General features: G+C 59.9%; 16 protein-coding genes. 1 reads left to right on the top strand and 15 read right to left on the bottom strand.

Annotated features, from left to right (window positions below; all coding sequences use genetic code 11):
- Nucleotides 1-163 precede the first annotated feature (163 nt).
- The 11 genes from NQ018_RS09210 to rsmI form a co-directional block, all read right to left on the bottom strand.
- On the bottom strand, nt 164-2,059 hold the full coding sequence (locus NQ018_RS09210) for an ABC-F family ATP-binding cassette domain-containing protein (protein WP_257060529.1): 1,896 nt from the start codon (nt 2,057-2,059) through the stop codon (nt 164-166).
- Between the two features lie 5 nt (nt 2,060-2,064).
- Nucleotides 2,065-3,027, bottom strand: coding sequence for a 4-(cytidine 5'-diphospho)-2-C-methyl-D-erythritol kinase (locus tag NQ018_RS09205; RefSeq protein ID WP_257060527.1), 963 nt, complete (start codon nt 3,025-3,027; stop codon nt 2,065-2,067).
- The gene (rsmA, locus tag NQ018_RS09200) at nt 3,020-3,895 is read right to left on the bottom strand and encodes a 16S rRNA (adenine(1518)-N(6)/adenine(1519)-N(6))-dimethyltransferase RsmA (protein WP_257038365.1); all 876 of its coding nucleotides are present in this window, start codon (nt 3,893-3,895) and stop codon (nt 3,020-3,022) included. Before rsmA ends, NQ018_RS09205 begins: the two co-directional genes overlap by 8 nt.
- A 21-nt stretch (nt 3,896-3,916) precedes the next feature.
- A complete protein-coding gene (locus NQ018_RS09195; protein WP_257060526.1) occupies nt 3,917-4,165 on the bottom strand; it encodes a hypothetical protein in 249 nt (82 codons plus the stop codon).
- Between the two features lie 135 nt (nt 4,166-4,300).
- Nucleotides 4,301-5,059 (bottom strand): ATP-binding protein, encoded by a 759-nt coding sequence (locus NQ018_RS09190; RefSeq protein WP_257060524.1) that lies wholly within the window; start codon nt 5,057-5,059, stop codon nt 4,301-4,303.
- A 16-nt stretch (nt 5,060-5,075) separates the two neighbouring features.
- The gene (istA, locus tag NQ018_RS09185; protein ID WP_257060523.1) at nt 5,076-6,683 is read right to left on the bottom strand and encodes an IS21 family transposase; all 1,608 of its coding nucleotides are present in this window, start codon (nt 6,681-6,683) and stop codon (nt 5,076-5,078) included.
- Nucleotides 6,684-7,150: 467 nt separating this feature from the next.
- The gene (locus NQ018_RS09180) at nt 7,151-8,287 is read right to left on the bottom strand and encodes a resuscitation-promoting factor (protein ID WP_257053602.1); all 1,137 of its coding nucleotides are present in this window, start codon (nt 8,285-8,287) and stop codon (nt 7,151-7,153) included.
- Between the two features lie 258 nt (nt 8,288-8,545).
- On the bottom strand, nt 8,546-9,379 hold the full coding sequence (locus tag NQ018_RS09175; RefSeq protein WP_257060521.1) for a TatD family hydrolase: 834 nt from the start codon (nt 9,377-9,379) through the stop codon (nt 8,546-8,548).
- 20 nt (nt 9,380-9,399) lie between these two features.
- Nucleotides 9,400-11,232: a methionine--tRNA ligase gene (gene metG, locus NQ018_RS09170; RefSeq protein ID WP_257060519.1), complete on the bottom strand. Its 1,833-nt coding sequence runs from the start codon at nt 11,230-11,232 to the stop codon at nt 9,400-9,402.
- A 117-nt stretch (nt 11,233-11,349) separates the two neighbouring features.
- Nucleotides 11,350-13,188 carry a BCCT family transporter gene (locus NQ018_RS09165; protein WP_373566930.1) on the bottom strand — a complete coding sequence of 613 codons (1,839 nt, stop codon included), beginning with the start codon at nt 13,186-13,188 and terminating at the stop codon, nt 11,350-11,352.
- 267 nt (nt 13,189-13,455) lie between these two features.
- The gene (gene rsmI, locus NQ018_RS09160) at nt 13,456-14,304 is read right to left on the bottom strand and encodes a 16S rRNA (cytidine(1402)-2'-O)-methyltransferase (protein WP_257060514.1); all 849 of its coding nucleotides are present in this window, start codon (nt 14,302-14,304) and stop codon (nt 13,456-13,458) included.
- A 230-nt stretch (nt 14,305-14,534) separates the two neighbouring features.
- Between rsmI and NQ018_RS09155 the strand changes: the two genes are divergently transcribed.
- Complete coding sequence (locus NQ018_RS09155) at nt 14,535-16,025, top strand: dolichyl-phosphate-mannose--protein mannosyltransferase (RefSeq protein WP_257060533.1); 1,491 nt, start codon at nt 14,535-14,537, stop codon at nt 16,023-16,025.
- Between the two features lie 17 nt (nt 16,026-16,042).
- Here the strand turns inward: NQ018_RS09155 and NQ018_RS09150 are convergent, their stop codons facing one another.
- The 4 genes from NQ018_RS09150 to NQ018_RS09135 form a co-directional block, all read right to left on the bottom strand.
- Complete coding sequence (locus tag NQ018_RS09150) at nt 16,043-16,762, bottom strand: zf-HC2 domain-containing protein (RefSeq protein ID WP_257060513.1); 720 nt, start codon at nt 16,760-16,762, stop codon at nt 16,043-16,045.
- Entirely contained in the window at nt 16,734-17,135 is a 402-nt protein-coding gene (locus tag NQ018_RS09145) for a DoxX family protein (RefSeq protein WP_257060512.1), read from the bottom strand. Before NQ018_RS09145 ends, NQ018_RS09150 begins: the two co-directional genes overlap by 29 nt.
- Nucleotides 17,136-17,291: 156 nt before the next feature.
- Nucleotides 17,292-18,317: a divisome protein SepX/GlpR gene (gene sepX / locus NQ018_RS09140; protein ID WP_257060511.1), complete on the bottom strand. Its 1,026-nt coding sequence runs from the start codon at nt 18,315-18,317 to the stop codon at nt 17,292-17,294.
- 105 nt (nt 18,318-18,422) lie between these two features.
- Nucleotides 18,423-19,079, bottom strand: a complete 657-nt coding sequence (locus NQ018_RS09135; protein ID WP_306429017.1) for a GNAT family N-acetyltransferase — start codon at nt 19,077-19,079, stop codon at nt 18,423-18,425.
- Nucleotides 19,080-19,089 lie beyond the last annotated feature (10 nt).

Below are 19,089 nucleotides of genomic sequence, written 5' to 3'. Positions count from 1 at the left end.
CCTCATTCGTTGGCAGAAGTGGTTCAACTCGCTCCCACTGTGCATTCGTGAACTGCGTAAATCTAGACCGTTGTGACACACCTCAATCATGCTCGAGCACAGGCCCACAATTAGGAGACACGCCCTAACCTAGCGCTCAGGCTGGGCGTCCAGGCGCCAGCGCTTAGGCCTCAAGCTGCTCGCCCAGTTCCATCCACTCCATTTCAAGGGCTTCGCGCTCCTGTTGGAGTGCTTTGAGCTGGGCGTCGAGCTCCACCAACGCATCGGTCTCCATGGCGGCTGCTGCAGCAGCCATCTTTTCATGCAACGCATCAATCTGCGGGTCAAGTTTGGCCATCTTGCGTTCCACCGCGGCCATCTTCTTGTTGAGTTCCCGGATCTCCTGGTTGCTCAGCGCGCTCGTTACTCCAGCATTTCCCGCGTTTCCCGCCGTTTCCGGCTGGGCCTGCTGTCCCGGCTGTGCTTGCTGTGATTGCGAGTCAGCAGCAGGGGCCGTGGCACCCACAGTGGCGCCTACACCTCGCGGATCCCCTTGCCCCTTCACCGCGCCTGCCATTTGTTCTCTTCGGCGCAGGTACTCCTCAATACCGCCGGGCAAGTTGGTCAGGGTGCCGTCTCCGAACAGGGCCCAGGTGGAGTCGGCGATACGCTCAATGAGGTAGCGGTCGTGGGAGATCACTACCAGGGTGCCCGGCCAGGAATCCAGCAATGATTCCAGCTCTTGGAGCGTATCAATGTCCAGATCGTTGGTTGGCTCATCCAGCAGCAGGAGGTTGGGCTCACTCATGAGCACCCTGGTGAGCTGGAGGCGGCGGCGCTCGCCACCGGAGAGGTCACCCACCGGGGTACGCTGACGCTTCGCGGAAAAGCCAAGGCGCTCTGCAAGTTGGGAAGCGGAAAGCTCCTTCTTGCCAAAGTGTACGTAGCTGGCCACTTCCTCCACGGCATCCAGCAGCCGTAGATTCGGATCCAGGTCATCCAATTCCTGGCGCAACCAGCCCAAACGCACAGTCTTGCCCTCAATACGGCGCCCGGCGCTCAGCGGGTGAGCCCCGGCGAGGGCACGCAACAAGGTAGTTTTCCCTGAGCCGTTCACCCCCACCACACCAATGCGTTCACCTGGTGCGAGGCGCCAGGTGAGGTCATTCACCAACACCCGTGATTCCGGAGCCGGCGTTTCAATGCGCGCATCCTCCAGCTCCACCACAACTTTGCCTTGGCGCTGCTTGGCAAATGCCATGAGCTCCACCGTGTCACGAGGGGCAGGCACGTTGGCGATCAGCGCCTCTGCAGCTTCAATGCGGTAGCGAGGCTTGGAGGTACGCGCCGGCGCTCCCCTGCGCAACCATGCCAATTCTTTGCGCGCGAGGTTTTGCCTGCGCTGCTCCATCGCGTCAGCTTGGCGGGCGCGCTCGGCGCGGGCAAAAATCCAATCGTTGTAGCCACCCTCGTAAGTGTCCACCTGCCCGTCGTGGACCTCCCAAGTGCGGGTTGCCACGGTATCCAAGAACCAGCGGTCGTGCGTCACCACCACTACCGCGATGTTTCGTGAAAGCAGGTGCTGGGCAAGCCACTGCACGCCCTCTACATCCAGGTGGTTGGTGGGCTCGTCCAGCACCACCAGGTCCAAGTCCTGCACCAGCGCGGCCGCCAGGTTCACTCGGCGGCGCTCACCACCGGAAAGCTGTCCCACCAAGGTATCCAAACCGAGCGCGTCCACGCCGATCCCCGCGAGCACCTCCCGCACCTTCGCATTGGAGGCCCATTCGTAGGTTTGCAGGCCAAGTGGTGCAATGACAACGTCGGCAATGCTCGCCTCCGGATCCAGCTCCGCGCGCTGCGTCACCACCGCCATACGCAGCGCCGAGTTGTGGCTCACTCGGCCGGAGTCTGGCGGCTCGATGCCCGTGAGCACCTCCAGCAGCGTGGTTTTGCCACCGCCGTTGAGCCCAACCACGCCGATTCGATCCCCGGTCTGAATGCCCAAACTCACATTGTCGAGCAAGGTTTTCAGGCCAAAAGACTTACTCACCGTCTCCAGATTGATCAAGTTCGCCACTAGGGTCACATCCCTTTCACATACGCGCCGAGGTCCGGGCCAGATGCGTAGGCCGCACGTCCAAACAATTGCAATTCCGCTACCACTTCACTCGCCTGCGCCTCGCTCTCACACAAAAACGCGCACGTTGGCCCCGAACCCGAGACGATGCCCTTCAACGCACCCGCGGCCACACCCACTTCCAGGGTTTTGCGCAGCGCCGGGCGGATGGAAAGCGCAGCAGCTTGGAGGTCATTGTGAAGGTACTTTGCCACCTCCCGCGGGTCCCCGCTGATCAGCGCCGTAGCTAGGGCCTGCGTGTCCAAGCGTGGGGTGCGCTGCAGCGTATCTAACTTTGCAAACACCCGCGGGGTGGAAAGCCCCTCCTCGGCAAAAGCCAATGCCCAGTGATAGGTGCCACGAGACATCATCGGCACCAAGTTCTCCCCACGGCCAGTGCCCAGACACGTCTCCCCGAGCAGGGTAAATGGCACATCCGAGCCCAGCTCGGCGGCGAGGGCAAGGAGGGTGGGCGTATCGACGTCGCCAGGCAGGTAGGCACTCACCGCCCGCAGGGCGGCGGCGGCGTCGGCACTGCCCCCGGCCATGCCACCGGCGGTGGGAATACCTTTGTGCAGTTCAAGCTCCACCGGAGGCAACTGTGCTCCGCCTTGGTCTAGGTGCCAGGCGTAGAGGGATTCCGCTGCCTTCCAGGCGAGGTTCGTGTGATCCGCTGGCACGCCGATGCTCATGCGGGGATCGCTGGAGGTGATCTCCAGGCTTTGCACGAACTCCCCGCGAGCCGCGCGGCCTTGCAAGGGGCGCAACGTGAGCTCGTCGGAAAGCGAAAGCGCCTGGAAGACCGTGACCAGGTCGTGGTAGCCATCCTCGCGCAGCGGCCCCACCCCAAGATGCAGGTTCACTTTCGCATGCGCGACGGCCACGATGCTGTCTTGCACCGCGGTGGACTGCGTTTGCTGCCTAGGCATCGCCGCCGCCTTCCACCGCCTGCTGAGCTAGGGCGATGCGAATGTACTCCTCCACCCCAAGCGTCTCACCGCGCCGACTTGGATCCACGCCTGCAGCTTCCAAGACTTCCGCGCCCACCAGGGGTTTCAGCGCCGAGCGCAACGTTTTCCGACGTTGCGCAAAGGCCGCATCCACAATCGGAAACACCTGCGCGCGAAGTTCCTCAGTAACCGGCCAGGGGCTTTCCCCAGGGGCAAAGCAATCAATCCGCACCAAGCCCGACTCAATTTTTGGCGCAGGCCAGAACACATTTTTCCCAATGGATCCGGCGCGGCGCACCGAACCATAAAACGCGGCCTTCACGCTCGGTACGCCGTAGATCTTGCTGCCAGGAGTGGCCGCCAAACGATCCGCCACCTCAGCCTGCACCATCACGAGCACCCGCCGGATCGAGGGGAAAATCCGCAGCAAGTGCAGGAGCACCGGCACGGACACGTTGTAGGGTAAGTTGGCCACCAATGCCGTGGGCTGGTGAATGTCCTGCTCCTGGATCTTCAGAGCGTCACGCTCAATGATGGTGAGGCGATCAGCCACCTGCGCCGCGCGCTGTGCGACCGTGATGGGCAGTTGTGCGGCAAGGCGGGGATCAATCTCCACTGCGGTGACTTGATGAGCCGTGTCCAACAGCGCCAAGGTGAGCGACCCCAATCCGGGGCCTACCTCAATGACGTGGTCTTCCTCGGTGATCTCAGCAGCCGCAACAATCATGCGGACCGTGTTTGGGTCATGCACAAAGTTTTGGCCGAGCTTCTTGGTGGGTTGAACCTCCAAGGCCTCGGCCAGGGTGCGAATTTCCTGCGGACCCAGCAGCGCCACATGTGTTTCCATGAACACACAATCTACCACCCGCTACTGCCTGGCTAGGACCTCAAAGTCCAAGCGTTTGAGACTCACCACTCTGGAGGCCAGTGGCGCCAGCTGAGTGCTCAGAACAGGTCCGCCGAGGATAAGCCAATCTCGATGCAGGCGGTGATGATCGCCTGGGACCTCATCTCCGGGGTGTTCCTGCCCTGGTACCAGTTGCTGCGCCCCGGCAATCAGGGCATTGGCGGGTTCCTCCTCTGCGGCTTCGTTTGTGGTGAAGGCCCCACGGGCCATTGCTGCAACGATCCTAAGAACGGCCAATATGTCAGATGCGGGTTTTTGGTACCGGTGTTCCGGAGACCCGGTACTGCCGGGTTCCGGGTAGTTGGTACCGGGGCCGGGCCGACCGAGTCGGCCCGGTTGTTTGCTTTATTCGTCCGGTTCTATTGGGGCGGTGGCCTTGCGCATGTCGAAGTCTCCGATACGGATTCGGTGGCCGTTGTTGAGGCGGCTAACGAGTGAATCGGCTCCGACTCTGTCTGGCAGTGTTTCAACCCAGTAGGCGGCGGCCGATTGGGAGGAGATAAGTGTCGGGAGCCGACCGTCGCGGTCGAATATGATCTTGGTTAGGTCTTCTTGCCCGCGCTGGTTGATGCTCATGGTCATAAAATCGTCGATGATAAGGACATCGACGTTGATCAGTTTCCGCATCTTATCGAGGTAGTTTTGGTCAGTCGGTGAGAAGACCGCGAGCATATCTACAAGTTGATCCAGCCGGTAATACGCCACGGAATATCCAGCCTTGCATGCGGCGATGCCGATGGCGCAGGCAATGTATGTCTTGCCTGTTCCCGTCGGTGCGAGGATGTGAATGTTGGTCGGGTTTTCCCGCCAGTTGGTCGCTGCGATCCGTTTCAGCTGGCGCATGTTGATGCCGCGTTGTTCTGCCCGGGTGACTTCAGCAAGGCTCGCATCCGGGTATCGGAATTTAGCCTGGGTGATAGCCTTGGCAATGTTGCGCTGTTGGCGTTGTGTGTAGGCTTCTTCGACTGCGGCGAGGAAGATATCTTCTGGTAGCGCATCCGCATAGGCCTCGTCCTTGACAACCTCGTAGAAGATGTCAGCGAAGGTTGATACGCGAAGCTTGCGCATTTTCGCCCGCACAATCTCGTCATCGATGCTGCTCATGATTTTTACACTCCTTCTAGTTTTCGTAGTGATCAGCAGGCCGGATAAAGACGGCATCGGCCACCTCGCCGGTAAGCGGGGTACTTGGGCGTGGTTGGCGCTTGGCCACAGGCTGTGTTTTTAGCCCTGGTGACCCGGGATGTTGTTGGACGTGGGCAATGTCAGTCTGGATGCGTTTGATCACTGCCATCGTGGGGGCCAGTTTCTTGTCTAAGACCTGCTGGCATGCAGGTTCCAGGGTGGCTTTGTTGTGCTTTTTGCCCAGGTTGGCCAGCACGTTGCGTGCCTGGATGAGTCCGCGGGGTACGGCGGCACTATTGCGGTCGAGGATCATCGCTATGACTGCGTGCGTTGCTGCCCCAAACGACGAGGCCCAGGCCAAAAGCTCATCACGGGTAAGCGCCTTGTGGCCTTCATCATCGCCACGCGGTGCATGCTGAGGGTTTGTGGAATACCGGTATTTAAATCCGTGAAGGCGCGTGTGTTCAGCAACAAGCAGCTCCCCGCTGAAGATGCTCACCAGTTGCGGGGTGAGCCTGACTGTTACCGATTCTCCTACCAGCTGAAATGGCACAGAGTAGTACTGATAGTCACAGGTGATGTGCCAATTACGATCGACTTTAAGCCGCTTATAAGACACTTCCGTAAACGGCGTCGGCGGAAGATCGCGCATCACTGGTGCCTCTTCTTTATCAAAGCGCATGCGCCGTGTTGAGCCATCAGGCCGCGTCATTGCGCTGTTGATATCGGCAAGCCGATCAGCGATCGCCTCATTAAGCTCATCAAGGCTATAGAAGACCTCGTAGCTGAAGTAACCCAGGATTTTGGTGTAGGCGATTTTCACGGCACGTTCTACTGCCGCTTTGTCGCGTGGCCTGCCGGGCCGAGTCGGCACAATCGTGACCCCGTAATAGTCACCAAACGCTGCGTAGCGGTCAGAGACCATCCGATATGTAGAGGTCTTTTTCGGCCGATAAGTCGCCGTAGAAGCATTATCCGGCACGATGACCGCCGGTAATTTGCCAAGATAGTTCAACGCCTTAACATGGCACTCAATCCAAGCCGGCATCTTCTCATTCGCAGCAGCAGTAACGTACATCAGTCCTGAGTACGGGCTGACCGCGACAAACAATGACGCCTTGAATGCGGTATCACCACTGGCCTGATCCACCACTGGCACTTTGTCACCGGCCCAGTCGACATAAAGCTCTTGCCCGGGCTCATGGGTGACGACTTCGACAAGATCATTAGCACGCAGAAATTCATTGAGCCCACTGCAAAACTGGGAGTACTGGTACTTTGCCTTATCCGTCGGACAAGGCTGCGACAAGTAGTCCATCCACAGCTTGTGCCTGGTCACGTGCTTCGTACTTTTCAGCTTGCGTGCAAGAGCATGAAAATCAGGCTGGTCGTAGGACATCGTCCGCTTACTCCGGCCATCACTGAATCGATCATCAAACCATCCCGGTGGGAGCTGACGGAAACGCTCTGGAGTTAGTACCTCATCGTTGATGACTTTCTTTGCGCGGGATACTTCTCGTCGTGAACATCCCAATGCGTGTGTGATCTGCGCGTAGCTAGCACCATCAAGGCACATCGCGATGATCTGTTTGAAGTTAGCCACAAGGACCGGCTCCTTCCAAGTAAAAGTTGACGCGACACCACCGGATTGCGGTGTCGCCAGCATCAACTATGAAAGAAAACCCCTTGCAGTACCGGATACGTGGAACACCGGTACCAACTACGCGGACTCGCGGTACCAACTACCCCGAATCGACACAATATGGTGAACACTTATCCCAAGATGGTGCCGGCAAGCGCCATGAGGAGGCCAGGCTGCTTGGGCTGGTCAGGCCCTGTCGAAATTCCTGAGGTGAGGGGCAGCAGGTGAAGCGATGGGAATCGCGAAAGGAGGCACCAGACGTGTTCGCCGCACTCACTCGCGATCTCTGCCTTCATCCACACAGTGCTTGTGTGCTTCTTTGCTAGTGGGCACAGATACTCACCACCAGTTCTGCTGTGCGCAGCGCAAAAGGACCAGCGCACGGATTGCGCTGGTCCCAGTCCCCCTGAAAGTGATTTGTTCTCCTCTTACCGCAGGCCCAACTTTGCGGTACATGCCGGCCACGCGCCCCAGCCTTGGCCCTGCTGCACCTTGGTTGCCACGGCGATTTGCTCTTCACGGGTGGCCATCCAAGCCTCTGGGGCGTACTCGCCGCCGCCGTATGCCAGCCAGGTGGAAGGGGTGAACTGCAGGCCACCGGAGAATCCATTGCCAGTGTTAATGGACCAGTTGCCGGTTGCCTCGCACTGTGCGAGGGCATCCCAGACGGAGCCGTCGGCCACGCTTGGTGCGGTGGAAGCTGGTTTGGTGCCGCGCTTGATGGTTGCGGGGGTTGCCTCGCGAAGGATGGTTTCAGAGACCACCTCGTTGGCAACTTCCAGGCCATTCACGCGGGTAATCTTGCGCTCTACCTCACGCTCACCTGGCACGGCTGGCACAACTACCTGCTCTTCACCCTGGGTCAGGGTTGGGTCATCTTCAAAGATCGGCTCGGGTTCAAATGGCTCCGTAACCTTGAATTGCTCCACGTCCACGCGATCCACCTTGATTTGCATCATGCGGGTCACTGGGGTTTCCGGTGCAGGGATCACCACGTCATCGGCGTCCACCTGGATGCCGCGCTGGGTGAGCACGTCCTCCACGGTTTGGGCGGAGACTTCGGTGAATACCGTGTTGGTGCCGTCGGTAATGGAAATAATCTTTGGCGCGACCACGGAAAGCTGCATACCTTCTTCGGGGATGCGCTCTTCACCACTGGCGCTGGTGGGGGTGAAGCGGTTGCCGAGCTCGGAGATGAGCTCTTCCACGGTGGTGGCGTTGGTGGTGATTTGCTTGGTGCTGCCGTCGATGACCACGGCAACCTGCTTGGCGGTGCGGATGGTCACCTGCTCATTCTTGCTGAGCTTCTCCGAGGGTGCGGGGTACACCACATCGTTGGGGCCTACTTGGATACCAGCTTGGTCCAGCGCGCCCTGGACGGTTGAGGCCAGGGTCACCATGTTCACCGGCTCACCATTGACGTCCAAAACAACGTCCTTTTTGAACTGCGCCGCAGCAACGCCACCTACTGCCAGGGAAGCTACCAAACCGCCGGTGGCTACCTTGACGGCCTTGTTGCGGGCCCTGTGGTCACGGTTAATCCGGTTGATGCTGCGCTTACCCATGTGAAGAAACGTTTTCCTAACTCGTTTTGCTTGCCGTCAAAGGGAAACTTTAACGGAATCAAAAAATCACAATACGGTAACGGAGAGAAAAAGTCGAGAATCTTTTGCGCAGGTCACAGCATTAGCCACTTGAGTCACACAGGTAACATTAGTTACGGATTTGTTACCTGGGTTCGGTGCCAAGGGTGGAAGCTTAATGTCGATCTGCCCGAAATCAAGGCACATCACTTGGCACCTCGCTCCTGCCGCGCGGGAACCCTACCCCTGGATCTGGTAGATCCGGCGGAAGTTGCGCTCCATTTGCTCGGCAAAATCATCCACCGGCATGTCGCGAACATCCGCGATGCACACCGCGGTGTGGCCGATCAGCGCGGGTTCGTTGCGGGCACCCCGGAAGGGTTCTGGGGTCATGTACGGCGCATCCGTTTCAATAAACACCTGCTCAATTGGGGCGATCCGCGCCGCCTCTCGCAGGTGCTCATTCCGGCGGAATGTCACGTTTCCCGCGAAGCTCAAGATGTAACCCCTGGCAATGGCCTCCTGAGCCACATCCAATTCGGAGGAGAAGCAGTGCAGCATTACGGGAACCTGCATATCCAGCTCCCCGAGCACCTCCATGAGTTGTGCGTCGGCCTCGCGGTTGTGAATCATCAGCGGCTTGGCCACGGTGTTCGCCAACTCGGCGTGCCAACGTAACGCCTCAATTTGAGTGTCCAAGTCAGCGGTGTGTTCAGGGTCGTGGGTGATCCAGTACGTATCCAGCCCCGTCTCCCCCACTGCCACGCATCGGGGATCGGCGGCAAGTCGCTGCAACTCCCCGCGTGCCTGCTCATCTAGCTGATGCGCCTTGGTGGGGTGAATCGCGCAGGCGGCGAACACCTGCTCGTGCTTGTGTGCCAAAGCGAGTGCCGCTTGTGCCTCCGCCAAGCCGTCGCCCACCGTGCACACCCACCGCACCCCAGCAGCGCTCGCCCGTGCCAACAGGTCCTCGCTGGGATCCTTGCAGCTCGTGAGGTGCGTGTGCGCGTCGATAAGCCCGGGAATCTCCCGGTGATACGGGGCGGGCTCCGGACGTGGCTTCTTCTTGCTCATGAATCTGTACCCAATGCCTGCTAGGCCTGCACCGGAGCCCACTCAGGGCCGGTCTCGCCGAGCTCGGGATCCAGCTTTGCAATCAGCGGTGCCGGCTTCTCAAGCGGCACGCCCGGCTCCACCGCGATGCGCTGCCACTTGGCCTGCTGCTCCTGGTAGTCACCCATGATTACCGGGTACTGCTGCCCCAGCTCCGGCACGCCAACGCCCACTGGCTCAACCGGCATGTCGTCGCTGACCTCAACAACCTGCGGCTTTGCAGCCCATACGCCCTGGCGGCCCAACGTCTCATGGACATTTTGCGCAATGTGCGGCAAGTATGGGGTGAGCAGCACGTTGATGTCACTGATCACCTGCAGCGCAGTCCACAGGACGGTGGCCAAGCGCTCACGCTGAGCCTCAACTTTCGCGAGTTTCCAGGGCTCCTGCTCCGCAATGTAGGCATTGGCCTCACCGACCACATGCATGGCGTGGGAAATACCCTGCTTGAACTTAGAATGCTCCAGCGCCTCTGCAACCACAGCGAACGCCTCCTCCGCGAGGTTCAGCAGCTTCTGGTCTGCCTCCTGCAACTCGCCTGGGGTGGGAACCTCGCCAAAGTTCTTGTGTGCCATGGACACCGTGCGATTCACCAGGTTGCCCCAGCCGTTTGCCAGCTCGTTGTTCACGCGGCGAACGAACTCGTCCCAGGTGAAGTCGGTGTCATTGTTCTCCGGGCCAGCCACCGCGATGAAATAGCGCAGTGGGTCCGGGCCGAACTCCTTGAGGAAGTCCTTGACGTAAATCACCACGCCCTTGGAGGAGGAGAACTTGGAACCGGACATGGTGAGGAACTCTGAAGACACCACCTCAGTGGGCAGGTTCAACTCGCCAAGGGCCTTCACTTCCCCACCTTTAGCACCCTTGCCTGCATAACCCAGCAGCTCAGCGGGCCAAATCTGGGAGTGGAACGTAATGTTGTCTTTCCCCATGAAGTAGTACGAGCGCGCCTCAGGATTTTGCCAAAACTCTTTCCAAGCATCCGGAGTGCCGTTGCGGTACGCCCATTCGATGGAGGCAGAGAGGTAGCCCACCACGGCGTCGAACCACACGTACAGCTTCTTGGACGGGTTCTCCTCCCACCCCTCCACTGGAATGGGGATGCCCCAGTCGATGTCACGGCTCATCGCGCGTGGACGCAGGTCCTCCAGCAGGTTGAGCGAGAACTTCAGCACATTGGGGCGCCAATCCTGGCGCGCCTTCAACCAGTCAGCGAGCGCATCCGCCAGCGCGGGCAGGTCAAGCAGGAAGTGCTCGGTTTCCACGAACTGTGGTGTTTCACCATTGATCTTGGAAACCGGATCAATGAGGTCTGCGGGGTCAAGCTGGTTGCCACAGTTATCGCACTGGTCACCGCGGGCTCCCGGCGCGCCACAGATTGGGCAGGTGCCCTCAATGTAGCGGTCCGGGAGGGTGCGGCCGGTGGACGGGGAGATCGCACCCATGGTGGTCTGCTTGATCATGTAGCCGTTTTCATACAGCCCACGGAACAGTTCCTGCACCACCGCGTAGTGATTACGGGTGGTGGTGCGGGTAAACAGGTCATAGGAAAGACCAAGGCCAGCGAGGTCCTGCACAATCTGGCGGTTGTAGCGGTCCGCGAGCTCCTTGACGGTCACGCCTTCCTTATCTGCCTGCACCAGCAGCGGCGTTCCGTGCTCATCTGTACCGGAAACCATCAGCACATTGGCGCCGCGCATTCGCTGGAATCGTGCGAAAACGTCCGAAGGAACACCAAAACCCGCCACGTGACCGATGTGGCGGGGACCATTGGCATAGGGCCATGCAACGCTAACAAGTACAGACTTAGACATGGCCACTACTTTAACGAACTGCAGGCCGAAACGATATTTCTGGATTGTTGCCGCGAAGATCGGCGCAATCATCAACGCAACTCTCGACGCGGCCAACGCTCCAGGGATGCAGGGCTGCTATGCGCGGGGACGCAGGCGCAGGCGGCGCTTTGCTTCCTCGATCTCCTGGTGCTCGCGCAGGAGCCGGCGCTCGCGGGCGAGCTTGCGCTGGAACGCTTGAGCCTCGCGGTACTCCAGGTAAATAACGTCATTGCGCAGGTCCTTCACGATGGCGAACATCAAGGCGATGAGCACCACCAGGAATGGCGAAGCCGCAACAATGGTGACGTTTTGGAGGTTGGAGAGGGCGTCCTCGTTGGTGAGCAGCAGCGTGAGCCCAACCGCGGCGGTCAGCGCACCCCAGATTGCGGAGAGCCAAGGCGTTGCGTTGGCGCGGCCGTTTTGGGACATGGATCCCATCACAGTGGAAGCGGAGTCCGCGGAGGTAATAAAGAAGGTAGCCAGCAGCAACATGGCAACAAATCCGGCCACCGTACCACCGGGGAAGGTTCCCAGAAGGTTGAACAGTTCCTGCTCAGGGGAATCAGCCGCAATGGAACGCCCCTGCTGCTCGAGGTGGATGGCGGTGCCACCGAAGATTGCGAACCAAATGGTGGAAACACCCGCTGGCACCAGGAGCACACCAATGCAGAATTCACGCACGGAGCGGCCACGGGAAATACGCGCCAGGAACATGCCCACGAATGGGGACCAGGAAATCCACCATGCCCAGTAGAAGATGGACCAGGAGCTCAGCCAATCGCCGGCGGTGCCGTTTGCGGACTCAGCGGTACGCCCGATCATCATCGTGAATTGGTCCAAGTAATTACCAATTGAACCTGGGATGAGGTTCAGGATGGAGATGGTTGGCCCAACGATGAACACAAAGACTGCCAGCAGCGCGGCAAACACCATGTTCGTGTTGGAAAGGTACTGAATGCCCTTGCCCACGCCAGACAGTGCGGAAAGGATGAAGGCCAGGGTGAGCACCAAGACGATGCCGATCACCACGGAGTTCGATGGGTTTTCAATCAGCCCGGATGCCTCCAAGCCTGCCTGAATCTGCAGCGCACCCAGGCCCAGGGAACAGGCGGTACCAAACACCGTGGCAAAGATTGCCAGAATGTCAATGCACTTACCCAGCGGGCCTGCGGCGCCCTTTTCACCAATCAGCGGCACAAAGGCGCTGGAAAGCAATTGCTTACGCCCGATGCGGTAGGTGGAGTATGCGATTGCCAAACCGACGATCGCATAGATAGCCCACGGGTGCAGCGTCCAGTGGAACATCGCGGTGGCCATAGAGGTGCCCACCTCATTGGGGTTACGGCCAGGAACACCATCCCGGTAGAAGGCCAGCGGCTCCGACGCACCGTAGAACATCAAACCAATACCCATGCCGGCGGCGAACATCATGGCGATCCAGCTCACCGTGGAAAACTCAGGCTCCTCATTAATCGCACCCAGTTTGATGGTGCCAAACTTCGAGGCCGCAATCGCAACCACAAACACCACAAACACGGTGGTGAACAGGATGAACGCCCAACCAAAGTTGTTCACCACGATCTCTAGTGCGCGGGAGGCAAAGGCCGCAAAGCTCTCCGAGCCGAGCAGACCCCACAGCACAACCGCTGCGATGAGCACACCGGCGATGCCGGTAATGGTCCAGTCGATCTTGCTGTCCTCACTATCGGCTGCGAGCGCAACTGTTTCATCTTCTTGCGCGGAGGCGTCGATGGAACTGAAGTCTGCGTCCAGCATCGTGGCCAGCTCTTGCGTGGCCGTTGCTTGAGCCTCCTGAACCTCGGAAGTCTCGTGAGCTGCCGGAGTAGTGGGAGCTGTGGGCGTTTGCGTTGGCATAGCCCCCTCTTGCGGGGCACGCCCAACCCCGCTTTGTGGATTTGTCATATTTTCTTCCATACATTCCACTGTGTGGAATATTGCAGCGCATGGCAAATTTTATGCCTCATTTTCGCCTGCTATGCACCCAATCAGGAATGTTTTGTTATCACTTTTGCTAGTGGGGAGACCTTACCCACATTGCAGAGAAGTATTCGACATTTCCCAAGGGCACTTCCAGTTTTTCCATCCCCCACCCTCGCCCGCAAAACGCAGGATTGCGAGCCCCATTAGCTCAACCTTTACAATTTCATAACTTTCAGAGCCAGAACGCGAACGCGGCGTCTCTCATGCCTGTTCGCGGTCCAAGGCAGCCTGGTACAGCTCGCGGCCGGAGTACTGCGTGCCCTGTGCAGCCTGTTTACACGCATCCTTCAAACGCATCCCCTCCGCCTGAAGTTGTTCCACCTGATCCAACAGGGAATCCAGATCAACTTCTAATTCTCCTGCGCCGTCAAGCACCACGGTAATTTCCCCACGAGCATGGTCCACGGCCCACTCAGCCATCTCATCAAGAGTCCCACGACGCACCTCTTCATACGTCTTGGTGAGCTCACGACACACCGCCACCAGACGCTGCGGACCCAGCACCTCCACAGCGGTGGCCAGCGTTTCCGCCAATCGATGCGGCGACTCAAAGAACACCACAGCCCGCTGTTCCTGCCGCAAAGACTCCAACCACGCGCGCCGCGCACCCGGCTTGCGCGGAGCAAAACCATCAAAGGCAAACTTCCCCACTTTCAGTCCGGAAAGTGCCAAAGCGGTGGGCACTGCCGACGCCCCCGGGAAGCACGTCAACTGGACCCCAGCGGCGTGTGCGGCCTCAATAAGGGGGAAGCCGGGGTCGCTCACGATCGGCATCCCGGCGTCGGTGACCACCAACACCGTCTGATTGTGGGCCAACTCCACCAACTGCGCCGCGCGGGACTGCTCGTTGTGGTCAAAGTTGGACACCACTTTGCCGCGAATTTCAATCCCCAACGCCTGTGCCAAGCTGCGCACTCTGCGCGTATCCTCAGCCGCAATCACATCCGCGTAGGCCAACCCCTCTTTGAGGCGATCAGTGGCATCGCCGATATTGCCGAGCGGAGTTGCAGCCAAAATGATGCCCTTGGGCAGGGAGTGGGAGGAAGTCATGCACCTCAGTGTGCCACGACGGTACTCCCGCAACATCGCAAAGAACATTGCAGAGGCTTATGCGGGCGGGCCGCTTCACAGTAGAATCGGCACCCGTGAACTCCAACTCGCAGGCATCCACCCCACACCCAACCCCCACGCAACCCTCAACAGGGCCTGCGCAGGTGCGGGAGGATACCGCGTTGGCGTCGGAAATTGCCCCAACTCCCTCCACGCTGCGCCTGGCTCGCATGCAATACCAGTGGAGCCGCTTTGATACCGTGACCACCGCCGCGGTGGCGTTGCTGGCGCTGTTTACGCGTTTTATTGGGCTCAATTCCGCCCAGGCAGGTGGGACGCCGGTGTTTGATGAGAAGCACTATGTGCCGCAGGCGTGGGATATCGTGCGCAGTTGGCAGAACCTGGCGATTGGCGGCATTGAATCCAATCCGGGGTATGGCCTCGTGGTGCACCCACCGCTGGCAAAGCAAATGATTGCTTGGGGCGAGATGCTCTTTGGCTATTCGCCAATGGGTTGGCGCGTGGTCACCGCGCTGTGTGGCGTGGGCGTGGTCTTGGTGATTATGGCTATCGCGCGCAGGCTTTCTGGCTCCGGCTGGGTGGCGTTGTTCGCGGGGCTGCTCGCCACTTTTGACGGCGTACTGTTGGTGACCTCGCGTTTCGGCATGTTAGACATCATCCAGGCGCTGTTCATCGTACTGGCCTGCTGGGCGCTGATTCGAGACTGGCAACTGACCGAGTCGCGCGCACTGGCGAGCCTGCAGGCTGCGGCCGGAAAACACGAGCAAAGTGGGGATTCTGAGGGGGATCTGACTGGGACGGAAGCTACCGCGCAGCCCAAGTTTGCCTGGCGCTGGTGGCGGATCGCCTGCGGCGTCTTCCTTGGTTTGGCGTTGGCAGTGAAGTGGTCTGGGCTCTACTACATGGCATTCTTCGGGGTGCTCGCAGTGTTGCTGCACGCGCGGGTGGCTCCCTCCCTGCGGCAATGGTTCCTCGATGCCGTGCGGGCTTTCGCTGCGCTGGTGCTGCTGCCAATCGCGGTGTATGCGTGGACGTGGCGGGCCTGGTTTGCACAGGAAACCTCGGTGTACCGCCATGCCGCCTCCAACGGCACCATCCCCGCCGATTCCTGGATGCAGGCGCTACCCGATGCGCTCGCGGGGTGGGTGTACTACCACTCTTCGGTGCTGAACTTTCATGCGTCGCTGACCACCTCAAGCGGGCATGACCACCCCTTTGACTCCAAACCCTGGGAGTGGCTAGTAGGCCTCAAACCCATCCTCTACCTCTCCACCACGGACATCGCTTGTGGGGAGCAGACCTGCAGGAAGATGCTCTACCTCTTTGGCACGCCAATCATATGGTGGCTCATCGTTCCGGTGGTGCTGTGGGCGCTGTGGGCTGCGGTGAAGAAGAACCAATGGCGGATGTATGTCATTCCGTTAGTGGGCTTTGCCGCAGGGTTCATCCCATGGGTGGCAAGCTACGACCGCCAAATGTACTTCTTCTACGCCACCGCACTCATCCCGTTTGTGCTGGTGATGATCGCCTGCATGCTTGGCACCATGCGCCAAAGCACTCACCCTGCGCTGCGCATTGCGGTGCCTGTGTACCTGGGCATGGTCATTGCAAGTTTTGTGCTGTATAGCCCCATTCTCTACGGGTTGCAGATCCCGGACAGCTTCTACAACATGCTCATGTGGCTGCCGGCCTGGCGCTAACCTGCTAGGCCCGCAGGCTATCGCCATTTGGGCTCGCCGACCCCAACCCCGAATCCGAGTGCACGCAGCGCCTCCTGGAGCACCACCCAACCGTTGGTGGCCAGCCAGGTTGCTCCCAGCACCACCACGGTCAGGCCCAGCAGGGCGGCTTGCCACAGCATGGGCTCGGGCAGCTCACCGAGCAGGAAGTTGCGCAGATTAAAGCCAAAATGGAACATCCACAGCGCACTCAGCAACACCACCACACCCGAAACCACGCGCGGCTGCCAGGCCGCAAAGAAGCACACAAAGCCCAGGGCAAAACGCACAATGGCGGCCTCGGTGACCAGTTGATATCCGGCGGGGTCAAGGGAGGCATCGATGGCCAATGACTGCTGCAGGTACCCCACCGCCCACGCAATCCACGCGACGCCGAGCAGCACCGTTGCCACGCGAGCAAGCGCCATCCCAAGCGCACGGGTTGCCGCTTGCCTGCGCCATTGCGGTTCCACGCCCTCGATGATGATCTTGGACAAATCCGGGGCGGAATCTAGTGAGAAGTCTGCCGGTGGGTCCTGGAAGTGGAGGTTACGGTTCAGCAGCGCCGCCCGATTATAAAACTCCTGGCAATCTGCACAGGTGGCAAGGTGAGCGTCGATCGCATCGTCACTCACGTTTAAGCCGTGCTCCTCCCCGTCAAGACGCGCGGAAAGTGCTTTTTGTACTTCGCTACAACTCAGCACGGCTGAGTACCTCATCGAGGCTCGCACGCCCGGCGCCAAACACCAACACCGTGATCAGGGCCGCGATCATCACAACAGGCAGCTCGAGCCCGGAAAAGCCCTCCGGCAGGTGCACAAAATAGATTGCGGCGAGCACAAGCAGCGCCAGCGCGCCGGCAAAAAATGTGGTGAGCAACCCCAGGGTGAGCAGCGCCCCACCGATCATCTCTGCGGTGGCCACAAGGAATGCACTGAACTTCGGCTGCGGCACTCCCCATGCACTGAACTGGCCAGTTGTCTCCGTGAGCCCAGTGAGGAAAAAACGGTCAAAGCCATGAGCGATGAACACTACACCAAGCGTTGCACGCAATATCAGCAGCGCGGCATCACGTACTACCTGCCTGTCCATTGGCTTTCTCCTTCCCGCACCTTCCCGCAACTACTGGATCCAGGGGTCCTGCACGAAACTCACCACGCTCCCTAACCCGAATCCAAATCCGAATCCGATTCCAGTTCCGGTTCCAGTTCGGCTTCCGGTGCCAGCGATGAGGGCGTCAGACGCACCTTAGCTTACGCGCAGATGGGACACGTCGGCGTCCGTCCCCGCTGCAGCACCGTGCGGCCTCTCTTCGGTAGAAGAAGCAGGTCCCACGGGTGGCAATACCGAATCCATGGTGAGCTCGTCCAGATCCACAAAATCGGGGCTCTCATCATCAATTTCAAGCACCACGGCACCAGGGTGGCGCAGGCGCTGCGGAATGCCCAACAAGTCATCGTTCGCGCTGCGCACACCGAGGCGGGCACGGCGCAACTGACGCACCCGACGCTGACGCAGCTCTTCTTCCGCACGCACTTGGCTTCGCAGAGCCAGCAGGTACACCGCACCGAGCAGCACAGCGGTGCCGACGCCCGCCCAGGCCCAGCCGCCCAAGATCACAGCGGCGATCGCGGTGAGCACAATCAGTACCGCGAAGCCACCGAGAGTCCTCCGCCGGCGCTGAAAACGATCGGCGCTGTGGGCGTCGTCAGCGATCGGATCATAGCCGCCGCGCCCACGGCGGGACTCGGCGAACTCAATGTCCTCTTCGGTGAGCTCCGCGGAATCTGCCGCGTCATCGTCCTGGTGAACTGCGGATTCACTAAGGTCCTGCGGGTCCTTTGCGGCTGGGTGAAGGAAATCAGCGGCGGCGGTGTAGGCGTCGTTGAACTCGTAAGTGCCGTCCTCATCCACCCACACCCGCGGTGAGGTTTCCGCATCCGTGCGCTCGTGCTCTTCATCTGCAACCTTGGGCAGCACCACGGTGTCTTCCACCAACACCTCGTCCTCAGACACCTCAGCATCCCCAGGGGCATTGGCGGCTTCTGCATCTTCGTGAGCCTCGAATTCAGAGGCGGAAAGGTGCACGTCACCGGCCTTGAGGTTGGGGCGGCGCTTCATTGGAAGTTCTTCGGAACCACCCGTGTAGACTACGCGGGTCTCATCAAAGGCCTCTCCAGCTTTGCGGATTGGCTTTTGCCCGCGCAGCAGCCAAGGCGCCAGCACGAACAGCCACACCAGGATGATCAGTACGATCGCTAGAGTTCCAGACACCAGCTCACTGCCCTTCTAAACCTTCAAATCACAGCGTTTTGTGCTGGCATCGGCCAGCGCCACTTCTATCCCCACTACCCTATTGCCGGGGTAAGCCGGGAGGATTCAGGCGCGCCGAGTACGCAGCCAATCTTGGTACTCTTCCACCGTTTGGGCCAGGAGATAGTGATCCCGCCACTGACCATCAATATGTAAGTTGCGCAGCAGGAAACCTTCCCTGCGGAACCCATTGTGCTCGAGGATTTTTTCCGAGGCGATGTTTTCCGGCAAGTGCGTTGCAGTCAGTCTGTGCACACCCACGCGCTGAAAAGCATGGCGAGTGCCCAGGGCACAGGCGATGGTGCCAATGCCGCGGCCGGTGTAGCGCGAGGCCACCCAGTAGCCGATCCAGGCCTCATTGGCCACCCCACGGGTGATGTTGCCGATAGTCACTTGACCCGCAAACTGGCCATCCACCTCAATGACGCAAGCCACTGCCGCCCCCGCGTGGCCCAGCTCGCGCAGTTGAATGTAGTGCGCACGCCACGCACTACTGCTGTGCGCCTGCGTCCACGTCCCCTCCACGGTAGGCTCCACTGGCTGCAGGTATTGCTGGTCTGCGATCCGCAACATGCGCCACGCCGCGCCATCCCTGACCTCCAGGGGGCGCAGCCGCACCTTATGCCCGGACACTTCCACTGTTTCCGTGTACTCGCCGAAGCCGGGAGTCCGGGGGTTCGGGGCACCCACCGCCGGCGTGGAGCGTTCAAACAGCCTACTCAAAAACACCGCT

The organism is Corynebacterium kozikiae (assembly GCF_024580965.1).
Lineage (GTDB): Bacteria > Actinomycetota > Actinomycetes > Mycobacteriales > Mycobacteriaceae > Corynebacterium > Corynebacterium kozikiae.
Note: the sequence above shows the minus strand (reverse complement) of the source record. Positions and strands in the feature narration are given on the sequence as shown.